The sequence below is a fragment of the Streptomyces sp. NPDC016459 genome (genome assembly GCF_040632845.1).
Taxonomy (GTDB): domain Bacteria; phylum Actinomycetota; class Actinomycetes; order Streptomycetales; family Streptomycetaceae; genus Streptomyces.
This window is the reverse complement of record NZ_JBEYCR010000003.1, coordinates 239,185-259,388: the sequence shown is the minus strand read 5'-3', so window position 1 is coordinate 259,388 and position 20,204 is coordinate 239,185. Positions and strand designations below refer to the sequence as shown.

The 20,204-nt window shown below is 72.6% G+C and carries 19 protein-coding genes; 10 read left to right on the top strand and 9 right to left on the bottom strand.

Annotated elements, in window-relative coordinates; all coding sequences use genetic code 11:
- Positions 1–25 precede the first annotated feature (25 nt).
- On the bottom strand, positions 26–1,168 hold the full coding sequence (locus ABZ567_RS11375) for an acyl-CoA dehydrogenase family protein (RefSeq protein WP_360787039.1): 1,143 nt from the start codon (positions 1,166–1,168) through the stop codon (positions 26–28).
- Positions 1,165–2,322: a CaiB/BaiF CoA-transferase family protein gene (locus ABZ567_RS11370; RefSeq protein ID WP_360787036.1), complete on the bottom strand. Its 1,158-nt coding sequence runs from the start codon at positions 2,320–2,322 to the stop codon at positions 1,165–1,167. The genes ABZ567_RS11375 and ABZ567_RS11370 overlap by 4 nt, the downstream gene beginning before the upstream one ends.
- Before the next feature lie 499 nt (positions 2,323–2,821).
- On the opposite strand from ABZ567_RS11370, the gene ABZ567_RS11365 reads away from it, so the two are divergent.
- Positions 2,822–3,976 (top strand): saccharopine dehydrogenase NADP-binding domain-containing protein, encoded by a 1,155-nt coding sequence (locus tag ABZ567_RS11365; protein ID WP_360787034.1) that lies wholly within the window; start codon positions 2,822–2,824, stop codon positions 3,974–3,976.
- Between the two features lie 147 nt (positions 3,977–4,123).
- Here ABZ567_RS11365 and ABZ567_RS11360 read toward each other — a convergent pair whose 3' ends face one another.
- From ABZ567_RS11360 to ABZ567_RS11350, 3 genes are all read right to left on the bottom strand, one after another.
- A complete protein-coding gene (locus tag ABZ567_RS11360; protein ID WP_360787031.1) occupies positions 4,124–4,510 on the bottom strand; it encodes a VOC family protein in 387 nt (128 codons plus the stop codon).
- Complete coding sequence (locus tag ABZ567_RS11355; RefSeq protein WP_360787028.1) at positions 4,507–4,641, bottom strand: hypothetical protein; 135 nt, start codon at positions 4,639–4,641, stop codon at positions 4,507–4,509. Before ABZ567_RS11355 ends, ABZ567_RS11360 begins: the two co-directional genes overlap by 4 nt.
- Positions 4,642–4,774: 133 nt before the next feature.
- A complete protein-coding gene (locus ABZ567_RS11350; protein ID WP_360787026.1) occupies positions 4,775–5,470 on the bottom strand; it encodes an endonuclease V in 696 nt (231 codons plus the stop codon).
- Between the two features lie 69 nt (positions 5,471–5,539).
- Between ABZ567_RS11350 and ABZ567_RS11345 the strand changes: the two genes are divergently transcribed.
- The gene (locus ABZ567_RS11345; protein WP_030313612.1) at positions 5,540–5,839 is read left to right on the top strand and encodes a YciI family protein; all 300 of its coding nucleotides are present in this window, start codon (positions 5,540–5,542) and stop codon (positions 5,837–5,839) included.
- A gap of 137 nt (positions 5,840–5,976) precedes the next feature.
- On the opposite strand, the gene ABZ567_RS11340 is transcribed toward ABZ567_RS11345, so the two are convergent.
- Positions 5,977–7,098, bottom strand: coding sequence for an oxidoreductase (locus ABZ567_RS11340; RefSeq protein WP_360787619.1), 1,122 nt, complete (start codon positions 7,096–7,098; stop codon positions 5,977–5,979).
- A gap of 380 nt (positions 7,099–7,478) precedes the next feature.
- Here ABZ567_RS11340 and ABZ567_RS11335 point away from each other — a divergent pair, with 380 nt between their 5' ends.
- From ABZ567_RS11335 to ABZ567_RS11325, 3 genes are all read left to right on the top strand, one after another.
- Positions 7,479–7,895, top strand: coding sequence for an SsgA family sporulation/cell division regulator (locus ABZ567_RS11335; protein WP_360787022.1), 417 nt, complete (start codon positions 7,479–7,481; stop codon positions 7,893–7,895).
- A 259-nt stretch (positions 7,896–8,154) separates the two neighbouring features.
- Entirely contained in the window at positions 8,155–9,789 is a 1,635-nt protein-coding gene (locus ABZ567_RS11330) for an ATP-binding cassette domain-containing protein (protein WP_360787020.1), read from the top strand.
- 245 nt (positions 9,790–10,034) lie between these two features.
- Positions 10,035–11,009: an acyl-ACP desaturase gene (locus ABZ567_RS11325; RefSeq protein WP_360787017.1), complete on the top strand. Its 975-nt coding sequence runs from the start codon at positions 10,035–10,037 to the stop codon at positions 11,007–11,009.
- A 44-nt stretch (positions 11,010–11,053) separates the two neighbouring features.
- Here ABZ567_RS11325 and ABZ567_RS11320 read toward each other — a convergent pair whose 3' ends face one another.
- Complete coding sequence (locus tag ABZ567_RS11320) at positions 11,054–11,299, bottom strand: WhiB family transcriptional regulator (protein WP_360787616.1); 246 nt, start codon at positions 11,297–11,299, stop codon at positions 11,054–11,056.
- 105 nt (positions 11,300–11,404) lie between these two features.
- On the bottom strand, positions 11,405–12,427 hold the full coding sequence (gene ligD, locus ABZ567_RS11315; protein ID WP_360787015.1) for a non-homologous end-joining DNA ligase: 1,023 nt from the start codon (positions 12,425–12,427) through the stop codon (positions 11,405–11,407).
- A 52-nt stretch (positions 12,428–12,479) separates the two neighbouring features.
- Between ligD and ABZ567_RS11310 the strand changes: the two genes are divergently transcribed.
- From ABZ567_RS11310 to ABZ567_RS11300, 3 genes are all read left to right on the top strand, one after another.
- Positions 12,480–13,544 carry an ATP-dependent DNA ligase gene (locus ABZ567_RS11310; RefSeq protein ID WP_360787012.1) on the top strand — a complete coding sequence of 355 codons (1,065 nt, stop codon included), beginning with the start codon at positions 12,480–12,482 and terminating at the stop codon, positions 13,542–13,544.
- A 361-nt stretch (positions 13,545–13,905) separates the two neighbouring features.
- The gene (locus ABZ567_RS11305) at positions 13,906–14,154 is read left to right on the top strand and encodes a hypothetical protein (protein WP_360787613.1); all 249 of its coding nucleotides are present in this window, start codon (positions 13,906–13,908) and stop codon (positions 14,152–14,154) included.
- Between the two features lie 62 nt (positions 14,155–14,216).
- Positions 14,217–16,313, top strand: a complete 2,097-nt coding sequence (locus ABZ567_RS11300) for an MDR family MFS transporter (RefSeq protein ID WP_360787009.1) — start codon at positions 14,217–14,219, stop codon at positions 16,311–16,313.
- An 11-nt stretch (positions 16,314–16,324) separates the two neighbouring features.
- On the opposite strand, the gene ABZ567_RS11295 is transcribed toward ABZ567_RS11300, so the two are convergent.
- Positions 16,325–16,768: a YchJ family metal-binding protein gene (locus tag ABZ567_RS11295; protein ID WP_360787006.1), complete on the bottom strand. Its 444-nt coding sequence runs from the start codon at positions 16,766–16,768 to the stop codon at positions 16,325–16,327.
- A 113-nt stretch (positions 16,769–16,881) separates the two neighbouring features.
- Between ABZ567_RS11295 and ABZ567_RS11290 the strand changes: the two genes are divergently transcribed.
- The gene (locus tag ABZ567_RS11290) at positions 16,882–18,225 is read left to right on the top strand and encodes a 6-phospho-beta-glucosidase (RefSeq protein WP_360787004.1); all 1,344 of its coding nucleotides are present in this window, start codon (positions 16,882–16,884) and stop codon (positions 18,223–18,225) included.
- Between the two features lie 69 nt (positions 18,226–18,294).
- Positions 18,295–20,187 (top strand): M64 family metallopeptidase, encoded by a 1,893-nt coding sequence (locus tag ABZ567_RS11285; RefSeq protein ID WP_360787001.1) that lies wholly within the window; start codon positions 18,295–18,297, stop codon positions 20,185–20,187.
- Positions 20,188–20,204: the final 17 nt, after the last annotated feature.

Below are 20,204 nucleotides of genomic sequence, written 5' to 3'. Positions count from 1 at the left end.
GTGGGAGGAGTCGGACGGCAGGAGGTCAGCCGAGGAGGGAACGGCCGATGATCTCCTTCATGATCTCGGTGGTGCCGCCGTAGATGGTCTGGATCCGGCCGTCGGTGTAGGCCCTGGCGACCGGGAATTCGCTCATGTAGCCGTATCCGCCGTGCAGTTGCAGACACCGGTCGGCGACCCGCTTCTGGAGTTCGGTCGCCCACCACTTGGCCATGGAGGCATGGACGGCGTCGAGTCCCCCCTCGGTGTGCTCGGTGATGCAGCGGTCGACGAAGGTCCGGGTGACGGCGCACTCGGTGGCCATCTCCGCGATCTCGAAGCGGATGTGCTGGAGCCGGGCGAGGGGCCGGCCGAAGGCCTCCCGCTCCTTGACGTACCGGGTGGTGATCTCCAGGAGGTGTTCGGCGCCCGCGATGCCGGCGACGGCGATGGCGAGACGCTCCTGGGCGAGGTTGGTCATCAGGTGGACGAAGGCGCTGTTGAGTTCGCCGAGCAGGTTCTCCTTGGGGACGCGGACGTCCTCGAAGAACAGCTCGGCGGTGTCCTGGGACTTCTGGCCGATCTTGTCCAGGTTGCGGCCGCGCTCGAAGCCCTCGGCTCCGCGCTCGACGACGAGGAGGGAGAGGCCGTGCGCGCCGCCCTCCGGGGTGGTGCGGGCGACGACGATCACGAGGTCGGCGAGGATTCCGTTGGAGATGAAGGTCTTGGAGCCGTTGAGGATCCAGTGGTCGCCGTGGTCCTCGGCGGTCGTACGGATGCCCTGGAGGTCCGAGCCGGCGCCGGGTTCCGTCATGGCGATGGCGGTGATCAGCTCCCCGGAACAGAAGCCGGGCAGCCAGCGGCGTTTCTGCTCCTCGGTGCCGAGCGAGGTGAGGTAGGGGCCGATGATGTCGTTGTGCAGGCCGATGGCGAGTCCGGGGGCGCCGGCCCGGGTGAACTCCTCGGCGAGGACGGCGCCGTAGCGGAAGTCGGGGTCGCCGCCGCCTCCGTACTCCTCGTCGACGGCGAGACCGAGCAGGCCCTGCCGTCCGGCGGCGAGCCAGACGTCGCGGGAGACGACGCCGTCCTTCTCCCACCGCTCGTAGTGGGGCAGCACCTCCTTCTCCAGGAAGGTGCGGACCGTCGCCCGGAAGGCCTCGTGGTCGGCGGTGTAGAGCTGACGCTTCATGCTTCGGTCTCCTGGGTCTGCTTCGGTCCGCCGAGCGCGGGGACTGCCCAGTCACGGGCGACGGCCGCGGTGTCGGCACCGGGCAGGGCGGGGCCCGTACGCAGGGTGCCGGGGGTGACGGAGAAGCGGGGCGCGGGGGCGGGCTGGGCGATCCCGCCGTGCTCGGTGAAGGTGGCGCGGGCGGCGAGGTGCGGATGGGCGGGAGCCTCGCGCAGCGAGAGGACGGGCGCGACGCAGGCGTCACTGCCGTCGAAGACGGCCGTCCACTCCTCGCGGGTACGGCTCCGGAAACGGTCGGCGACGGCCTCGCGCAGCTCGGGCCAGCGGGCGAGGTCGCGGCGCGCGGGTGCGACGTCCTCGATGCCGAGGAGGCGGACGAACTCCGCGTAGAACTGCTCCTCCAGCGCGCCGACCGCCATGTGGCCGCCGTCGGAGGTCTCGTACACGCCGTAGAACGGGCAGCCGCCGTCGAGGAGGTTGACGCCCCGCCGGTCCTGCCAGCCGCCGGCCGCGAGCATGCCGTGGATCATGGTCGTGAGGTGCGCCGTGCCGTCGACGATGGCGGCGTCCACGACCTGGCCCTCGCCGCACGCCCGCGCGTGCTGGAGCGCCGCGAGGACGCCGATGACGAGGTAGAGGGAGCCGCCCGCGTAGTCCCCGACGAGATTGGCCGGGACGGTGGGCGGGCCGTCCGGGTCGGGGCCGATCATGCCGAGCGCGCCGGTGATCGCGATGTAGCCGATGTCGTGGCCGGCGGTCATGGCGAGCGGCCCGTCCTGGCCCCAGCCGGTCATCCGACCGTAGACGAGCCGGGGGTTACGGGCGAGGCAGACGTCGGGGCCGACGCCGAGGCGCTCGGCGACCCCGGGGCGGTAGCCCTCGACGAGGATGTCGGCCCGCTCGACCAGGTCCAGGACGGTGGCCGGGCCGCCGTCGGCCTTGAGGTCGACGAGGACGGAGCGTTTGTTGCGGTTGGTGAGGTCGCGGGCCGGATCGATGCCCAGGCCGGGACCGCCGGGGCGGTCGACGCGGACGACGTCGGCCCCCAGGTCGGCCAGGAGCATCGCGGCGAAGGGGCCGGGGCCGATGCCGGCGAGTTCGACCACGCGTACCCCGGTGAGCGGTCCGTTCCCGGTGGTGTGCGTCGTGCTCATCCAACCCCCAGGCCTGTGTGACACCAATGATGTAACACCGGAGATGCTAGGAACGTGTTCCACTCCGCACAAGCCCCCCGGCCGAGCAAGCGCTTGGAAAATTACGGCCCCGGGGCGCGGGCCGGGCCCGGCACCGGACCCGCTATCCTCCGCCGACGACGACAACCGCGCGCGGCGGCGCGGTACGGCCGAGATGAGGGGCTGGATGGAGACAGGGGCGGCGGGCGTGGGACGCGAGGCGGAGGGCGGCTCGGGGCGCGGGAGCGGGTCCGGGGCGGGGGCGGAGGCGGGAATGCCGCCTGAGGCCGGGGCGGAGGCGGCGACTGAGGCGTCGTCCGGGGCTGGGGCGGAGGCGTCGGCTGAGGCTGGAGCGGAGGGGTCGGCTGAGGCTGGAGCGTCGGCCGGGGCCGTGGCGCTGTCTGGGGCCGAAGCGCCGTCTGGGGCCGAGGCGCCGTCTGGGGGCGGGGACGGTCCGGAGCGTGGGGGCAGGCCGTACGACGTGGTCCTGTTCGGGGCGACCGGGTTCGTGGGCGAGCTCACCGCCGCCTACCTGGCCGAGCACGCGCCCGCGGAGTGCCGGTGGGCGCTCGCGGGTCGCGACCGGGCCGGGCTCACGGCCCTGCGCGAACGGCTCGCCGCCCGGTGGCCGCACTGCGCCGAGCTGCCGCTCGTCATCGCGGACGCCGCCGACCCCGGTTCACTGCGCGAACTCGCCGAGTCCACGCGGGTGGTGGCCACCACCGTCGGCCCGTACGTCTGGTACGGGGACGGGCTCGTCGCCGCCTGCGCGGAGGCCGGCACGGACTGTGTGGACCTCACCGGGGAGGCCGAGTTCGTCGACCTGACGTACGTCCGGCACGACGCGCGCGCCCGGGAGACCGGCGCCCGGATCGTGCACGCCTGCGGCTTCGACTCCGTCCCGCACGACCTGGGCGTGTACTTCACCGTCCAGCAGCTCCCGGAGGGCGTACCGCTCCGGGTCGACGGCTTCGTCAGGGCCGGGGCGGCCTTCTCCGGGGGTACGTTCGCGTCGGCGCTGACCGCGCTCGGCCGGGGCCGGGAGATCCAGCGGGCGGCACGTGAACGGCGGCTGTACGAACCGCGGTCGGTCGGGCGCCGGGCGCGGGCTCCGCTGGGCGGACCGCGCTTCAGCCGGGAGACCGGGGCCTGGGCACTGCCGCTGCCGACGCTCGACCCGCAGGTCGTGGCGCGCTCGGCCGCGGCCCTGGAGCGGTACGGACCGGACTTCCGCTACCGGCACTACGCCTCCGTGAAGACGCTTCCGGTGGCGCTCGGGGGCGCCGCAGCGGTCGGCGCGAGCGTGGCGGCCGCGCAACTTCCGCCAGTTCGGAACTGGTTGATGAACCGTTACCAAGCGGGCCGGGGTCCGTCCCCGGAGCGACGGGCGCGCAGCTGGTTCTCGGTGCGCTTCGTCGGCGAGGGCGGCGGCCGCCGGGTCTTCACCGAGGTGTCCGGTGGCGATCCGGGCTACGACGAGACGGCCAAGATGCTCGCCGAGTCTGCCCTCTGCCTCGCCTTCGACCCGCTCCCGCAGACGGCGGGCCAGGTGACGACGGCGGTGGCGATGGGCGACGCCCTCACCGCCCGGCTGACCGCGGCGGGGATCCGCTTCCGGGTGGCGCACCACGGCTGACCGGAGCCGCGGACCAGACCGCAGAGGGAGGCTCGACGGGCACGGAAAGCTCAGCAGGCATGTAACCGGTCAGGGCCGTACGGGGCGGCCCCACGGTTCCGTGCCCGGTCAGGGCCGTACGGGGTGGCCCCACGGTTCCGTGCCCGGTCAGGGCCGCACGAGGCGGAACGGGTGTCCGGCCGGGTCCGCGTAGACACGCCAGGCCGGGTCGCCGCCCCCGTCGTCGACCCCTCCCCCGCCGAGCGGTACGGCTCCGATCGCGAGGACGGCCTCGTGGGCGGCCTCCAGGTCGTCGACCCGTACGTCCAGGTGGAACTGCTGCTCGGGCGCTCCCCAGACCGGCGGACGGTGGTCCGCCACGCTCTGGAAGGCGAGAGCCCGCCCATCGTCGCCGCGCAGCACGGCGGCGCCCTCGCCGACGGCCCACCGGGGATCGGAGCCCTCCACCTCGCCTCCGATCAACTGCCGGTAGAACTCGGCGAGTTCCCTGGCGTCGGGGCAGTCGAGAACGAGGCAGCGCAGTCGCCCGATCACGCGAGGACCCAGGCGGCGACGACGTACAGCATGGCGAGGACCCAGGCCAGGGCGACGAGCCCGGCAGCGGCGAGAACGAGGTCGAGGCCGCGCGCGGCGGAACGCGTGGAAGCGGAAAGGGGTGGTGTCATGGGCCTCACTCTGCCGGGCGGGATCATGGTCCGGCATCCGTACAGATACTCAGCTTGACGCCCCGGGACGGCTGGGCTCGTCGATCGCGAGCCCAGCCCGGTCCCGACGCCTCGGCACGCGTTCCCGCCCCGTTCACCCCTCCCCCAGCGCCTCCTTCAGTGCGCGGCGGCAGAGGGAGTCTGCGTGGCGGGTGGTCTGGGGCAGGCGGTAGCGCGGGGTGAGGTGGAGGGTGTGGGCGCAGGCGTTGGCGAGGGAGACGCGGTGGCCCACGGAGACGAACACCGGCTTCACCCCGGCCTGGGTGCGCAGGGCGCGCCCCACCTCCTCGCCGTCGGCCAGCAGCGGGGAGAACTCGCCGCGCGCCGTGCCGGGTTGGTCGTACGTGAAGGTGAAGGGGTTCTTCGCGACGCCGATGGAGGGTCGGCCGGTGAGCACCCCCAGGTGGCTGGCGAGCCCGAAGCGGCGGGGGTGGGCGAGGCCGTAGCCGTCGCAGACGAGGACGCCGGGGTCGGCGGTGAGCCGGTCGAGCACGGCGAGGACGGTCGGGATCTCACGGAAGGCGAGGAGCCCGGGGACGTACGGGAACGACACCCGGCCGACCGCCGTGGCCTCCTCCACCACCTCAAGGGTCCGCGCGTCGAGGACGACGGCGGCCGCCGCGACGAGATCGCGCTCGTCGTCGTAGGCCACGTCGAGCCCCGTGACATGCCCCTCGCCGGCCGCGGGACCGTCCTCGTCGCGCACGAGGCGTCCCCGCAGCTCCTGTTGGACGGCTCGGGCGGCCGTCTCGTCGGCGGGCCAGCCCGCCGGAATCTCGATGATCGTCATGATGCGGGCCACCCTACGGTCGCCCGTGGACCGGCTCCCGGCCGGAGGGCACCGGGTAGCCTGGCGATCATGTTCGTACTGGAATTGACCTACACCGCGCCCGTCGAGCGGGTCGACGCGTTGCTCGACGCGCACATCGAGTGGCTCGACGCGCAGTACGCCGCCGGCGTGATCGTCGCCTCGGGGCGGAAGAACCCGCGTGACGGCGGGGTGATCCTGGCCGCCGGGGTCGACCGCGCGGAGATCGAGAAGATCGTGGCGGCCGACCCCTTCAGCGTCGAGGGCGTGTGCGCGTACCGGATCACGGAGTTCTACGCGACCAAGACGGCCGAGGGCCTGGCGGCGTTCCGGGAGCAGCTGCCCTCCTAGGGCTGCCCGGAAAGTAGCGCCGTCTGCCCGGAGGGCCGGGCTCGCGAGGGCCGGGCTCGCGAGGGCCGGGCTCGCGAGGGCCGGGCTCGCGAGGGCCGGCACCGCTCCCCGAGCCGGCCCGACCCGAGCGAAGGACCCTAGGCGCCCGGTCCGGCCACCGCGATCCGGCCCTTCTCGCCCGCGGCCCAGCAGGAGCCGTCGGGCGTGCAGTCCACCGTGTCGTACGAGCCGGTGTCGACGGTGCGCCAGGTCCGGCCGCCGTCGGTGGTCAGGTCCGTGCCGGTCGGCCCGACCGCGAGGGCGGCGCTCCGGCTGTGCGGCAGCCAGGCGACGCCGGAGCGGTACGCGGGCGGGGGCGTGGCCGAGGCGCGCCAGGTGCGGCCCCCGTCGGCGGTGACCGCGGCGGCCTGCGGGGACTGCTGGTCCTTGCGGTAGTCGCCGCCGACGGCGATGCCGTGCGTCCGGTCCCGGAAGGCGAGCCCGAAGACGCCTCGGGCCGGGTCCCCGGCCGGGACGGACGTGACGGTGGCGGTCCAGGTCAGTCCCCGGTCCGCGGAGTGGAGCACGCGCGCGGTGGCCCCGCCGCCCGTCGCCAGCCATACGTCCCGGGGCCCTGCCGACACCAGGCACTGGCCGCTCGCGGCGAAGCCGGCCTCACCGGGGAGCGCGTCCGGCATCCCGTCGCTGGGCAGCACGTTCCAGGAGCGGCCGCCGTCGCGGGTGGCGAGGATGCGGTACTTGCCGTCGACGGGGTCGCTCATGGCGAGCCCGTGTCGGCGGTCGAAGAACGTCATGCAGTCGTAGAAGGCGCGCGGATCGGTGTTTCGGAAGGACTCGGTCCAGGTGGCTCCGCCGTCCTCGGTGCGCAGCACGCGCGAGGCCTCACCCTCGCCGATGGCGAGGACGACGGCCCGGCGGGCGTCGAAGGCCTCCACGTCCCGGAGTTCCAGTTCGGCGGCGCCGGGCGGCGAGACGTTCCGCCAGCTCCTGCCGCCGTCGGTGGTGCGCAGCACCGTGCCCTTGGAGCCGGCGGCCCAGGCGGTACGGCGGTCGACCGGCGCGAGGCCGCGGAAGCGTGCGTCGGTGCCGGTCGGCGTCAGCTGCCAACCGGCCGAATCCCCTTCGGCCGAGGCCGGTTGACCGCCGTTCGCGGCCGTGGGGATCTCCCCGGCGCGCGCCGGGGCGGTCAGGGTGAGCGCGAGCGCCGCCCCGATGAGCCCCACCGACATCTTTCGTCTCGTCTTCCCCATGGACGTCATGGCGCCGGAAGCTAGCGCCATGGACCGCTCCGCGTCCAGGGCGCCTTTCGCAGGGCGAGTTCCCGGGGGACGGAGGCGGGCGCGCCGGCCCGGCGCCGCGTCGGCACCTCCGCGAGGGCGATGCCGCACGCCTTTCGGTCTCGGGAAATCAGCCGTACCGCGAGCGCCCCGAGACGTGCGCCGAGCCCGGCGCGGACGCTCCCGCACGGCGCTGACCTGCGCCGTACCCGCCTGGGGCCCTAGGAGCCGCCGGTCCGGGTGACGTAGCTCACGTGGGCCCCCAGTGCACGTTCCGGTCGCCTCGCTCGTCTTGCCAGGTGTCAGGTGCCCTGGTGTCGGGGAGACGCACAGGACCCGAAGCCGCGTGAGAGGAGCCGGTCTTGTCCGCCGTCATCGAACAAGCCGTAGAGGCACGAATGGTCGCATCCACTCCGCGGATGGAGACAGTCCCCGCCACGCTGCGGTACGACCGCGAGGACCCGTACGCCGTGACCATGGCCTTCCCGCCCGTGGCGACCCTGGAGGGCGTCGAGGTCTCCTGGGCCTTCTCGCGCGAGCTCCTCGTGCAGGGCGTCGAGCACCCGGCCGGGGACGGGGACGTACGCCTGCGTCCGTACGGGTACGACCGTACGGTGGTCGAGTTCCACGCCCCGGAGGGGGTGGCGATGGTGCACGTCCGGACCTCGGAGCTGCGCCGCTTCCTGGAGCGTTCGCAGCACCTGGTGCCGGCGGGGCGCGAGAACCAGTACCTGGACTGGGACGAGGACCTGGCGAAGCTGCTGCACGGGCGCCCGTGACGAGGCCCGGGGTCCGCCCCGTAAATCGTTTGTGGCCTCCCGCGTCGACGCGTACGGTCAGTACCGCCCACGTCGTCGTCTGATCGGAGAAGGACGTTGCTCGTCTGAGGTTGCGAGACACCGTGCCGCGCGTGCCCCTCTGTGCCGCGTGTGACGTTCTCGACCTCGGCGTACGAGCCGTTCTTCTTATTGGCCGCGCCTCGGTGTCTCCACGCGTCGCATCCAGTCACGCTCGCGCTCGCGCATCCGGGAGGCCCCCATGGCGCATCACCCCACGTTCATCACCTGTACCTCCGTCTCCTTCTCCTGGCCGGACGGCACCGAGGTCCTCGACGACTTCCGCCTCACGGTCGGCCCCGGCCGCACGGGGCTCGTCGGGCTCAACGGCTCCGGCAAATCCACGCTCCTGAAACTGATCGCGGGTGAGCTGGCCCCGGCCTCCGGCACCGTCCGGGTCACCGGCGAACTCGGCTACCTCCCGCAGAACGTGGTCCTGGACACCTCGCGCCGGGTGGACGAGATCCTGGTCATCGCCTCGAAGCGGGCCGCCCTGCACGCCATCGAGGCGGGGGACCCGGCGGAGGAGCACTTCACCGCCCTCGCCGACGACTGGGACGTGGAGGAGCGGGCCCGCGCCACCCTCGACCAGCTCGGGCTCGACGCCGTGGGTCTCGACCGCACCGTCGGCGAGGTCTCGGGCGGCGAGTCCGTACTGCTGCGCCTCGCCGCCCTGCTGCTCGCCCGGCCCGACGTCCTGCTGCTCGACGAGCCGACGAACAACCTGGACCGGCACGCCCGGGCGCGTCTGTACGAGGCGGTCGAGGGCTGGTCCGGAGTCCTGGTCGTGGTCAGCCACGACCGTGAACTCCTGGAGCGCGTCGACCAGATCGCGGATCTGCGGGACGGCGAGGTGACCTGGTACGGAGGCACCTGGTCCGCCTACGAGGAGGCACTCGCGGCCGAACAGGAGGCGGCGGAGCGGATGGTGCGGGTCGCCGAGGCCGACGTGCAGCGTCAGAAGCGGGAACTCGGCGACGCGCAGGTGAAGTTGGCCCGTCGGAAGCGGTACGGGCAGAAGAGCTTCGACAACAAGGTCGTCCCGAAGATCGTGGCGAACAACCGGAAGAGGGAGGCGCAGGTCTCGGCCGGCAAGCACCGGGCGCTGCACACGGAGCGCCTCTCGGAGGCCCGGGAGCGGCTCGACGCGGCTGTGGAGGCGGTGCGGGACGACGACGAGATCCGGGTCGAGCTGCCGCGCACCTCGGTGCCGCCGGGTCGCGAGGTGCTGCTCCTGCGGAATCTGGAGCTGCTGTACGGGGCGCGGGTGGACGGCGGGTTCGAGCTGCGGGGTCCTGAGCGGATCGCGCTGGTCGGCCGGAACGGCGCCGGGAAGACGACGCTGCTCCGGACGATCGCCGGGGAGGTACGGCCACTGTCGGGCGAGGCGGAGGCGCGCGTGCCGCTCCGGTTCCTGCCGCAGCGGCTCGACGTCCTCGACGACGGGCTGAGCATCGTGGAGAACGTGGCCCGGTTCGCGCCCACGGCGACGGGGAACGCGATCAGGGCGCGACTGGCACGGTTCCTGTTCCGGGGGGCGCGGGCGGATCAACCGGTGGGCACCCTGTCGGGCGGGGAGCGGTTCCGGGCGACGCTCGCGGCGCTGCTCCTCGCGGAGCCGGCTCCGCAGCTGCTGATGCTGGACGAGCCGACGAACAACCTGGACATGGCGTCGGTCCGGAAGCTGACGGCGGCCCTCGACGCGTACGAGGGCGCGCTGATCGTGGCGAGCCACGACGTGACGTTCCTGGAGTCGCTCGGGATCACCCGCTGGCTGCTGCTCGACGGTGAGCTGCGGCCGACGACGGCGGAGGAGGTGAGGGACACGTCGCACTGATCCGGGCGGGCAGGGGGGTGCCCCGGACCATGTGCTCTGCGTAGTGGACCGGGCACCCCTCGGGCGCCGCGGACGGCGTGACCTGTGTCTCCGCTCCCCGCCCGAGCAGCGGGCATAGCGGAACGTAACCGGACATCGCCGGGACGGGCTTGGCCGACGCCTTACGGAGCCTTAACCTACGGTTTCGTAACCTACGAATCCGTAGGTATTCCCGTATGCCCTCCCCTCCGTCCCCAGGAGTACTCGTGACGCTCACCTCTCCCCACCTCGGCAGCTCGGCAGAGTGGACCGACGCCCGGTTGCTCTACGCGCTGGAAGAGGTCGTGGAGCAGGAGCTCAACCGACACCTCAAGGTCACCAAGGACTGGATGCCGCACGAGTACGTGCCGTGGTCCGACGCCCGGAACTTCCCCGGTCTCTTCGAGGACGGCGAGGCCTGGGACCCGTCGCAGTCGAAGGTGACCGACATCGGCAAGATCGCTCTCGTCGTCAACCTGCTCACCGAGGACAACCTCCCGAGCTACCACCACGAGATCGCCAGCCTCTTCGGCCGCGACGGCGCCTGGGGCACCTGGGTGCACCGCTGGACCGCCGAGGAGGGCCGTCACGGCATCGTGATGCGCGACTACCTCCTCGCCTCGCGCGCCGTCGACCCGGACAAGCTGGAGCAGTTCCGGATGGCGCACATGAGCGAGGGCTTCGAGTCCGACAACCGGCACTCGATGCTGCACTCCGTGGCGTACGTCGCCTTCCAGGAGCTCGCGACCCGCATCTCGCACCGGAACACCGGGCACCAGTCCGGCGACCCGGTCTGCGACCGGATGCTCTCCCGCATCGCCACCGACGAGAACCTGCACATGGTCTTCTACCGCAACCTGCTGGGTGCGGCCTTCGAGCTCGCCCCCGACCTGACCATGCAGGCCGTGCGGGACGTCGTGGTCAACTTCCGGATGCCCGGACACGGCATGCCCGGCTTCGAGCGGGCGGCGGCGCAGATGGCGATCGGCGAGATCTACAACATGCGCATCCACCACGACGACGTCCTCCAGCCCGTCCTGCGCTTCCTCAAGGTCCTCCAGATCGACGGCCTCGGCCCGGAGGGCCTCCAGGCGCAGGAGGAACTGGGCCTGTACATGAACGGGCTCGACAGCGAGGCGAGCAAGTTCGACGAGAAGCTCGCGGCCCGCAAGGCCCGGATGGCCGCGCGCGCGGCCGGCTGAACGACGGACCGAACGACCGCCCATGGGGCGGGCGGGCCCGGGGCTCAGTGGCTCTGGCGCTTGAGCCGTACGCGCTCCTTCTCGGAGAGCCCGCCCCACACCCCGAACCGCTCGTCGTGGCTCAGCGCGTACTCCAGGCACGCCACGCGTCCCTCGCACGCCCCGCACAGCTGCTTCGCCTCGCGCGTCGACGAGCCCGGGGCCGGGAAGAAGAACTCCGGCCCCGCCTGGGCGCACAGGGCGTCCTCGCGCCAGGAGAGTTCGGGAGCGGTCAGCACGTCGGTATCCATCCGCATGTCCATATCCCTCCGCATGTCCATCTGCATGACCGTCACACTGTCGTACTGCCGTAAACGCGCCATCAACGTTCGATCAATGGCGGATACCCGCCCCGGTCAGCCGGTCTCCTTCTTCGCCCGGCTGGGCTGGACGCGCTTGGGCTCACCCGGCATCTTCGGGTACTCCGGCGGGTACGGCAGGTCGCCGAGGTCGTGCTCCGCCTCGTCCCGCCGGGCCAGTTCGAGCAGGGACTCCAGGCTGAACCGCTGATCGTCCATGTCGGCGTGGACGTCACCGACCTCGGCGTACCGGACCGGCATCGTCCTGATGTCGAAGTCCCGGGGCACCGCGTCGTCGACCTCCTCCCACCGCAGCGGCGCGGAGACGGGGGCGTGCGGACGCGGGCGTACGGAGTAGGCGGAGGCGATCGTGCGGTCCCGGGCCGTCTGGTTGTAGTCGACGAAGATCCGCTCGCCGCGCTCCTCCTTCCACCATTTGGTGGTGACCCGCTCCGGCATCCGTCGCTCCAGTTCCCGGCCGCAGGCGATGGCCGCCCGCCTGACCTGGGTGAAGGTCCACCGGGGCAGGATCGGGACGAAGACGTGGAGCCCCCGCCCGCCGGAGGTCTTCGGCCAGCCGCGCAGCCCGTGCTCGTCGAGGACGGAGCGCAGTTCGTGCGCGGCCCGGACGGCGTCGGCGTAGTCGGTGCCGGGCTGGGGGTCGAGGTCGATGCGGAGCTCGTCGGGGCGGTCGGTGTCGTCGCGACGTACCGGCCAGGGGTGGAAGGTGACGGCGCCGAGGTTGGCGGCCCAGATCACGGCCGCCGGTTCGGTGGGGCACATCTCGTCGGCCGACCGGCCGCTGGGGAAGGTGATGTGGGCGGTCGGGATCCACTCGGGCAGGTACTTCGGGGCTCGCTTCTGGAAGAACGACTCGCCGGTGACCCCGTCGGGATAGCGCTCCAGGGTGGTGGGGCGGTCGCGCAGGGCGCGGGTGATGCCGTCCCCCACGGCCAGGTAGTAGCTGACCATGTCGAGCTTGGTGTAGCCGGGTTCGGGGAAGTACACCTTGTCCGGATTGGACACGCGCACGGTCCGGTCGCCGACTTCCAACTCCACCGCTGCCGCCTTGCCTGCCATGCGGGTCAGCCTAGAGCTCGCAGACAAGTCACGCATACCGGACAATCGCCTCATGGATCTTCCGGTGATGCCGCCCGTGAAACCGATGCTCGCCAAGTCCGTGAAACGGATTCCGCCGGGGATGCAGTACGAGGCGAAGTGGGACGGCTTCCGGGCGATCGTGCACCGGGACGGACCGGAGCTGGTCATCGGCAGCCGTACGGGCAAGCCCCTGACCCGCTACTTCCCCGAGCTGGTCGAGGCGCTTGCGGCCCGGTTGCCGGAGCGGTGCGTGGTCGACGGCGAGATCGTCATCGAGCACGAGGGGCGGCTCGACTTCGACCGGCTCAGCGAGCGGATCCATCCGGCCGACTCACGGATCCGCATGCTGGCCGCGACGACCCCGGCCCGGTTCGTCGCCTTCGACCTCCTCGCCCTCGGGGACGTCTCCCTGCTCGACATCCCCCTGAGCAGGCGCAGGGAGGCCCTGGAGCGCGTGCTCGCCGGGGTCGACGCGCCCGTCCATCTGGCCCCGGCGACCCGTGACGCCGAGCTGGCCGGCCGCTGGTTCCAGCAGTACGAGGGCGCGGGGCTCGACGGGGTGATCGCCAAGCCCCTCGATCTGCCGTACCGGCCGGACGCCCGGCTGATGTACAAGATCAAGCACGAGCGGACGGCCGACGTGGTGGTGGCCGGCTACCGCTTCCACAAGAGCGGGCCGGTCGTCGGCTCGCTGCTGCTCGGGCTGTACGACGACCAGGGCGCGCTCCAGCACGTCGGTGTGTGCGCGGCGTTCACCGCCGCCCGGCGGGCCGAGCTGATCGAGGAGCTGGAGCCGCTGCGGATGGAACCGCCGGCCGGGCATCCGTGGGCGGCGTGGACGGAGGAGTCCGCGCACGAGGGAGCGCGGCTGCCGGGAGCGCCGAGCCGCTGGTCGGGGAAGAAGGACCTGTCGTGGGTGGCGCTGCGGCCCGACCGGGTCTGCGAGGTGGGGTACGACCACATGGAGGGTGACCGCTTCCGCCACACGGCGCAGTTCAAGCGGTGGCGTCCGGACCGCACGCCCGAGTCCTGTGGGTACGACCAGCTGGACGAGCCCGCCTCGTACGACCTGTCGGAGATCCTCTCACCGTCCTGAAGGTGCGGGACCTGTCCGGAAGACGCCGTTCCGCCGAGTGAGATGCTTCACATTCCGTTCGGCGTCCGACCGGGTCCAACACCCCCGCGTCGACCACGCGTTCACCGCACGCGCGCGCGACACGCGGAAGGGCCGTGCGCCACGGCGACGGCCACCCGCCCCCGCACCTGCGAGAACGCCTCCGTACCCGCCCGGTGTCCCCGGCCGGTCCCCCGTCCCCGGCGTCCTCGCGCGGTGCCGCGGGGCCGTCGCGCCGTTGCCCCGCCGCGACACCGCCGTGCCGGAACGCTGACGACGATCCGGTACGTATGGAGACCACACCCTTCCGTACCCTTCCCGAACCCGCTAGGACTGAACCGTGATCACCTCGCCCTCGCGCCTCGTCCCCGTTCCGATCCCCGACCGCGTGGCCGCGCTGATCGGTGCCTGTCTGCCGCTGCACGTCCTCCAGGCCGAGGTCGACGCGGACTGCGCGGTGCGCGAGGTGTACCGGTTCCGGGGGCCGCTGTGCGCCGAGGACCGCGCCGACCGCGAGCACGCCCTCGCGGCGCTCGCGCGGGCCAACAAGATCCTCGCCAAGCACCATCCGAAGCTGCCCGTCACCTTCTGACGGTCCGCCCGTTCGGCGGTCCCCCGCATGCACCGGGACGGAGCCGGTGTGACGCTGCGGGAGTGACCACGACCAGCGACGCGGCGCCCGCGCCCCCGGCCGCCGCCACCGAGCCGCTCCTGCTCGACCGCCGCCGCCGCAACATCGTCTTCGGCACGATCATGCTGGGTGTCCTCCTCGCGGCGCTCGACCAGACGATCGTCGGCACCGCGCTGCCCACGATCGTCTCGGACCTCGGCGGCGCCGCCCACATGTCGTGGGTGGTCACGGCGTACCTGCTCGCGGAGACGGTCGCGACCGTCCTCGTCGGCAAGTTCGGCGATCTCTTCGGCCGCAAGGTGGTCTTCCAGATCTCGGCGGTCGTGTTCATCACCGGCTCGTTCCTCTGCGGACTCGCCACCAACATGACGCTGCTCATCGTCTGGCGCGGGCTGCAGGGCATCGGCGCGGGCGGCCTCATGGTCACCTCCATGGCGCTCATCGCCGATGTGATCCCGCTGCGCGAACGCGGCAAGTACCAGGGCGCGATCGGCGCCGTGTTCGGCGTCTCCACCGTCATCGGCCCGCTGCTCGGCGGCCTGTTCACCGACCATCTCAGCTGGCGTTGGGCCTTCTACGTCAACGTGCCCATCGCCATCCTCGTCGTCATCGCCGCCGCCCGCACGATCCCCTCCGTACGCGCGGCGACCCGGCCCGCCATCGACTACGCGGGCATCGCGCTCGTCGCCGCCGGAGCCAGCGCCCTGATCCTGGCCACCAGTTGGGGCGGCAACGAGTACGCCTGGGGCTCCGGCGTCATCATCGGCCTCTTCGCCGGCGGCGTCATCGCCCTCGGCCTGTTCTGCTGGGTGGAGACCCGGGCCGCCGAACCCATGCTGCCCATGCGGCTGTTCAACAATCCCGTGTTCACCGTGTGCTCCGTGCTGAGCTTCGTCGTCGGCTTCGCCATGCTCGGCGCGATGACGTTCCTGCCGACCTACCTCCAGTACGTCGACGGGGACTCCGCCACCGTCTCCGGCATCCGCACCCTGCCCATGGTCGTCGGACTGCTCATCGCCTCCGTCTTCAGCGGCAACGTCGTCAGCAAGACGGGCCACTACCGGATCTTCCCGATCGCCGGCTGCCTCGTGATGGGGCTCGGGCTCTACCTGCTGTCGCTCATGGATCCCGGGACCAGCACCTGGCTCGCTTCGCTGTACATGTTCGTGCTCGGCGTCGGCATCGGCCTGTGCATGCAGGTCCTCACCATCGCCGTGCAGAACACCGTCGACTACGCCGACCTCGGCACCGCAACCTCCGGCGTCACCTTCTTCCGCACGCTCGGCAGCTCCTTCGGCACCGCCGTCTTCGGCACGATCTACGTCAACGCCCTCACCCCCAACCTCACGGCCGGGGTCGGCGAGGCCTCGGCCGTCGCGGGGAGCCTCGGCGTGGACCCGGCCGGACTCGGACAGGCCGCGCAGAGCCCGGCCGGAGTGCACGCCCTGCCGGACGAGGTGGCGGAACCCATCGTCCACGCCTACGCCGACACCCTCCACACCGTCTTCCTCTGGACCGTGCCGGTCGCCGCCATCGGCTTCGTCGTCGCCCTCTTCCTCAAACAGGTGAAGCTCCGCGACTCCGCCCGCGCCGCAGCGCCCGACATGGGCGAGGGCTTCGCCTCCCCCACCATGTCGGGCGACTCGGCGAAACTCCTCGAACTGTCCGTCGGCCGGATCCTGCGCCGCGCCGACCTCGACACGGCCCGGCGGGTCGTCGCCGCCTCCGACACACGGCTCGACCCGGCCGGGGCCTGGGCGGTCATGCAGGTCGAGCTCTTCACCCGGACGGTCGGGCACGCGAGCCTGGGTCTGATCTCGGCGGGCCGCCGGGTCCCGCCCGAGGTGCTCCTGCCGGTCTTCGACCGGATGGTCGACGAGGGGTTCCTCACCCGCGACGGCAGTCTGCTCTCCCACACCCCGGCCGGGAAGCGCGAGGCGGACGTCATCACCCACGCCTGGGGCGACTGGCTCTCCGACCGGGTCGAACAGGAACGCGGCCGTCCCAGCGGCCCCGAGCTGCGGGTGGCGACGGACGCCATCGCGAAGAAGATCGTCGCCGAGGACCTGGCGAACGGCCTCCCCCGTGACCGCCCGACGGTCTCGGCGGGCGCCCGCTGATCCGCCGCCCGCTACGGAGCGACGTCGCCGTCCACGTACACCCAGGCGCCCTCGTGGCGGGTGAAGCGGCTCCGCTCGCTCAGCGCGCCGGGCCCGCCGTCGTGGACGTAGCGGGCCGTGAAGGTGACGGTGCCGCGCTGGTGGAAGGCCGTTCCCTCGGTGGCGCCCTCGATCTCCAGGCCGGTCCAGCGCAGACCCGGGTCGAAGTCGACCTCGTCCGGACGCGTCTCCGGCGCCCAGGTGCGCAGCAGATAGGCCTCGTCACGGACCACGAAGGCGCTGTAGCGGGAGCGCATGAGCAGCTCGGGGGTGGGCGCCGTGCCGCCCGTCCCCGCGTGGAACCGTCCACAGCACGCTCCGTACCGGGCGTCGAGGCCGCACGGGCAGGGCGAGTCGGGGGTCACGGCGGAGAGCGCGACGGCGGTCGTACGGGGGCGGGGCTTGCGTCGGGACATGCCGCCATTGTTCCCCACCCCGACCGCGGGACCGCGCCCGGCATGTGGACGCCGCCGTGGACGCCGGTCCGGAATCCCGCTGCTCAGAGGGTGCGTCCGAGTAGCGTACGAGCATGAAACTGACGATTCTCGGAGGCGGCGGGTTCCGGGTGCCGCTGGTGTACGGGGCCCTCCTCGGCGACCACGCCGAGGGGCGGGTCACCCACGTCACCCTGTACGACCTGGACGAGGGGCGGCTCTCGGCCATCGCCAGGGTCCTCGCGGAGCAGGGCGAAGGCGTGCCGGACGCGCCCGGGGTGACGGCGACGACGGACCTGGACGAGGCGCTGCGCGGGGCGGACTTCGTGTTCTCCGCGATCCGGGTCGGCGGTCTGGAGGGCCGGGCCGCCGATGAGCGGATCGCGCTCGACGAGGGGGTGCTCGGCCAGGAGACGGTGGGGGCGGGCGGCATCGCGTACGGCCTGCGGACCGTGCCCGTCGCGGTGCGCGTCGCCCGCAGGATCGCCGAACTCGCCCCGGACGCCTGGGTCATCAACTTCACGAACCCGGCGGGCCTGGTCACAGAGGCGATGTCCCGGATCCTCGGCGACCGGGTCGTCGGCATCTGCGACTCCCCCGTGGGGCTCGGCCGCCGGGTCGCCCGCATCCTGGGCGCCGACCCGGACGAGGCCTGGATCGACTACGTGGGTCTCAACCACCTCGGCTGGCTGCGGGGGCTGCGGGTCGGCGGCCGGGACGAGCTGCCCCGGCTGCTCGCCGACGAGGAGGCGCTCGGCTCGTTCGAGGAGGGCAGGCTCTTCGGCGCGGAGTGGCTGCGCTCGCTGGGTGCGATCCCCAACGAGTACCTGCACTACTACTACTTCAACCGGGAGGCCGTGCGGGCCTACCGGACCGCCGAGCGGACCCGCGGCGCCTACCTCCGGGACCAGCAGGCCGGCTTCTACCGGGAGATGGGGAAGCCCGGCACGTCTGCCCTGGCCGCCTGGCGCCGTACGCTCGCCGACCGCGAGGCCACCTACATGGCGGCCAACCGGGAGGCCGCCGGGATCGGGGAGCGAAACGAGGAGGACCTGGAGTCGGGCGGCTACGAGAAGGTGGCCCTCGCCCTCATGCGGGCGGTGGCGCGCGACGAGCGGACCACGCTCATCCTCAACGTGCGCAACGGCACGACGCTCGGGGCGCTCGACGCGGACGCGGTGGTCGAGGTGCCCTGCTTCGTGGACGCGAACGGCGCCCATCCGGTGGCGGTGTCCCCGCTGCCGTACCACGCGGTCGGTCTGGTGACGGCGGTGAAGGCGGTGGAGCGAGAGGTCCTCGCGGCGGCGGAGAGCGGCTCGCGCGCGACCGCCGTCAAGGCCTTCGCCCTGCATCCGCTGGTCGACTCGGTGGCCGTGGCCCGCCGTCTCGTGGACGGCTACACGGCGGAGCACCCGGGCCTTGCGTACCTGCGGCGCTGAACCGACACCCGCCTGTACGGCCGGCGAACATCTTTACGGCGCCGGGGGCGCGGCCTAGGCTCGCGCCCCATGACCTCACAGAACAAGGGCGTTCGACGAGAGGTGGCCCGCCTCGTCACCGCCTGCCTGCTGGCCGCCGGTCTGGTGGGCACCGTACCGGCGGCGGCGCAGACGCCGACACGGGGGGACGGTCCGGTCGTCGTCCCGGTGCAGCTGACCGGGCCCGCGGACCGGCGGTTCAACCTGGTGTTCATGGGCGACGGCTACACCGCGGCCCAGATGCCGACGTTCCGGGCGGACCTCGAACGGCATCTGAACACCCTGTGGAGCATCGAGCCCTTCGCCTCGTACCGCTCGTACGTCAACGTGTGGGCGGTGGAGGCCCCTTCGGCCGATTCGGGTGTGGACTGCGATCCCGGTCTGGACTCCCCCGCCCGTGACACCGTGCTCGACATGGGGTTCTGGGGCGGCTGCGATCCGGCGAGCGTGCGGCGGCTGCTGACCGTCGACAGCCGGAAGGCAGCGGCACTCGCCGATCTCGTCCCGGGCACGAACCGCGCCAACCGGCAGGTCGTCGCCCTCGCGCACAGCTCCACCTACGGGGGCGCGGGCGGCGGTTACGCCACCGCGTCCGGCGGCAACGCCCTCTCCTCGCTCATCACCCCGCACGAGATAGGCCACTCCCTGGGCGGCCTCCAGGACGAGTACGACTACTACGCGCGCGGTGTCCCCGGCGGGACCTACTCCGGCCCCGAGCCGTCCTCCGCCCACCACACGCTGCTGACGGAGGCGCAGATGCGGGAGCAGAAGGCCAAGTGGTGGCGCTGGCTCGGCGAGGAGAGCGAGTCGGGCGGAGTCATCGGACGCCACGAGGGCGGTCTCTACAACACGAAGGGCGTCTGGCGCCCGAGCCGGCACTCCCTCATGAAGACCCTCGGCTACTCCTTCGACCAGGTGGAGCGCGAGATCATGGTCCAGGCGATCTCCGCGAAGGTGGACCTGATCCAGGACCACACGCCGGACACCTCCGCCATCGGCGCGGACCGGACGGTGTGGGTGGACACCCTGCACCCGGTGGGCGGCGCGCTCACCGTGACCTGGCGCCTCGACGGGCGGACCCTTCCCACGCACGGCGCCCGCACGGTCGACCTGCGGGGACTGCGGTTCTCCCCCGGCCCGCACACCCTCACGGCGACGGTCACCGACCCGACGCCCTTCGTCCGCGACCCGGCGGTCCGCGCCTCCGCCGCCCTCACCCGGACGGTGAGCTGGACGGTGGACCCGGCCCTCACGACCGCCCGGGACGGGACCGAAGCCGCGTTCACCGGCCACACCCCCACCGCCGCGCCCGTCGGGGCCCGGTCCGTCGTCCACGCGGACACCACCCACCCGGTGGACGGCACACCGGCGGTGCGGTGGCGCATCGACGGACGTCCGGTCGCGACCGGCCCCAACGACCGTGACCTGGACCTGCGTCGGTTCCGCCTCTCACCCGGGACCCACACCCTGAGCGCCCGAATCGCGGGCGGCGACGAGGAGTTGACCTGGACGGTGGACGCCAGTCCCGCGACGGCCGCCTACGAACTGTCCGATCCACTGCGTACCGTACGGCGTTCCGGCCGGCCGGTGGAGTACGTCTACGACGGCCCGTTCACGCTGCGGCTGACCGCCCGGGACGACCAGGTGGGCGCGGTGGTGAGCCAGTTCCGCGTGGACGGCGACGGCTGGTACACGTACTACGGCTGGCCTACGGACGCGGACGCGCCGTTCCGCTTCACGCCGGGCGGCACGGTGATCGACGACCTCGTGTACGGGAAGCTGGGCCGGAGCCGGTCCGTGCCGTGGGACGACGCGACGCCCGACTACGGCACGCACCGGATCGAGTACCGCACGATCGACGCGGCCGGCAACGTGGGCCCCGCACGGAGCTTCCGGGTGACCCTGGTACCGCCGGGGCGCTGAGAGCTCAAGCGGGTCGG

What these genes read in the sequence shown, in the direction of transcription:
- ABZ567_RS11345 (WP_030313612.1), top strand. Translation starts at nt 5,540, where the DNA reads ATGTTCGTACTGGAATTGACCTACACCGCGCCCGTCGAGCGGGTCGAC.
- ABZ567_RS11290 (WP_360787004.1), top strand. Translation starts at nt 16,882, where the DNA reads ATGAAACTGACGATTCTCGGAGGCGGCGGGTTCCGGGTGCCGCTGGTG.
- ABZ567_RS11310 (WP_360787012.1), top strand. Translation starts at nt 12,480, where the DNA reads ATGGATCTTCCGGTGATGCCGCCCGTGAAACCGATGCTCGCCAAGTCC.
- ABZ567_RS11330 (WP_360787020.1), top strand. Translation starts at nt 8,155, where the DNA reads ATGGCGCATCACCCCACGTTCATCACCTGTACCTCCGTCTCCTTCTCC.
- ABZ567_RS11355 (WP_360787028.1), bottom strand. Translation starts at nt 4,641, where the DNA reads ATGACACCACCCCTTTCCGCTTCCACGCGTTCCGCCGCGCGCGGCCTC.
- ABZ567_RS11375 (WP_360787039.1), bottom strand. Translation starts at nt 1,168, where the DNA reads ATGAAGCGTCAGCTCTACACCGCCGACCACGAGGCCTTCCGGGCGACG.
- ABZ567_RS11340 (WP_360787619.1), bottom strand. Translation starts at nt 7,098, where the DNA reads ATGACGTCCATGGGGAAGACGAGACGAAAGATGTCGGTGGGGCTCATC.
- ABZ567_RS11350 (WP_360787026.1), bottom strand. Translation starts at nt 5,470, where the DNA reads ATGACGATCATCGAGATTCCGGCGGGCTGGCCCGCCGACGAGACGGCC.
- ABZ567_RS11320 (WP_360787616.1), bottom strand. Translation starts at nt 11,299, where the DNA reads ATGGATACCGACGTGCTGACCGCTCCCGAACTCTCCTGGCGCGAGGAC.
- ligD (WP_360787015.1), bottom strand. Translation starts at nt 12,427, where the DNA reads ATGGCAGGCAAGGCGGCAGCGGTGGAGTTGGAAGTCGGCGACCGGACC.
- ABZ567_RS11285 (WP_360787001.1), top strand. Translation starts at nt 18,295, where the DNA reads ATGACCTCACAGAACAAGGGCGTTCGACGAGAGGTGGCCCGCCTCGTC.
- ABZ567_RS11370 (WP_360787036.1), bottom strand. Translation starts at nt 2,322, where the DNA reads ATGAGCACGACGCACACCACCGGGAACGGACCGCTCACCGGGGTACGC.
- ABZ567_RS11295 (WP_360787006.1), bottom strand. Translation starts at nt 16,768, where the DNA reads ATGTCCCGACGCAAGCCCCGCCCCCGTACGACCGCCGTCGCGCTCTCC.